The sequence below is a fragment of the Synechococcus sp. R6-7 genome (assembly GCF_047461695.1).
Classification (GTDB): Bacteria; Cyanobacteriota; Cyanobacteriia; order Thermostichales; family Thermostichaceae; genus Thermostichus.
On the sequence record NZ_JANSHS010000521.1, the window covers coordinates 1 to 863 of the forward strand.

General features: G+C 65.9%; 1 protein-coding gene. It reads left to right on the forward strand.

Annotated elements, in window-relative coordinates; all coding sequences use genetic code 11:
• Positions 1 to 288 precede the first annotated feature (288 nt).
• Positions 289 to 840: an energy transducer TonB gene (locus tag NW815_RS13685; protein WP_414416132.1), complete on the forward strand. Its 552-nt coding sequence runs from the start codon at positions 289 to 291 to the stop codon at positions 838 to 840.
• Positions 841 to 863: the final 23 nt, after the last annotated feature.

Here is an 863-nt window from a genome sequence, read left to right on the forward strand (position 1 = left end):
CCCCAGGAGGCCCCTCCGCCGCCGCCGCCAAGACCCCAACCACCGCCACCGCCTGCCCCTGTTCCACCACCACCTGCCCCGGCTGCAGTTGCCCTGGCAACCCCAACTCCAACCCCTCCACCCAAGCCCACGCCTACCCCAACCCCCGCTCCCCCTCAGCCCACCGCGACCCCGACTGCGGCACCGCCCCCTCCCACGCCTGTCCCCAGACCTACTCCGACCCAAACTCCACCGCCTGTGGCGGCTGCTCCCTCTCCAAGGCCCACTCCCCCGCCGACTGCGGAGCCCTTGCCCATACAGCCAAGCGAGCGGGTTTCGGATCCCAGCCAATTGGCTCCCGTTCCGCCCGCTCCGCAACCGGTGACAGAGGTTCTTCCCGCCCAGCGGCCCTCTGACTCTTCCCAGTTGGGGCCTCCGGTCAGTGCCTCTGCTCCCAGCAATGGAGCCGGGATCCAGGGCAGTGGAGCCAGTGGATTGGCCAACCCCACCCAATCCGCTCCCAATCCCCCCAGTGTGGCAGCGCGGGCCAATGTGGATTGGGGCCCCTGGCTGGCCGCTTTGCAACGGAAAGTGGAGCAAAATTGGATACCTGGGCAGACCGGTACCTCGCGCCGCACAGTGGTGATCTTTACAGTGGGTCGAGCTGGCGATCTGCAGAGCATTCGCCTGGGGCGCACGTCCGGCAGCCAACAAACAGACGATGCAGCGCTGACGGCTATCCAGAGGGCAGCTCCCTTCCTGCCGCTGCCTGAGGCTTACGAGGGCAACTCGGTGACAATTAATTTCACCTTTGATATCAACGTGCTGGGCCAGTTGACTGTAGGGGGATCCGCCAAGTAAACTACCCGACCCTGACTGCTTCG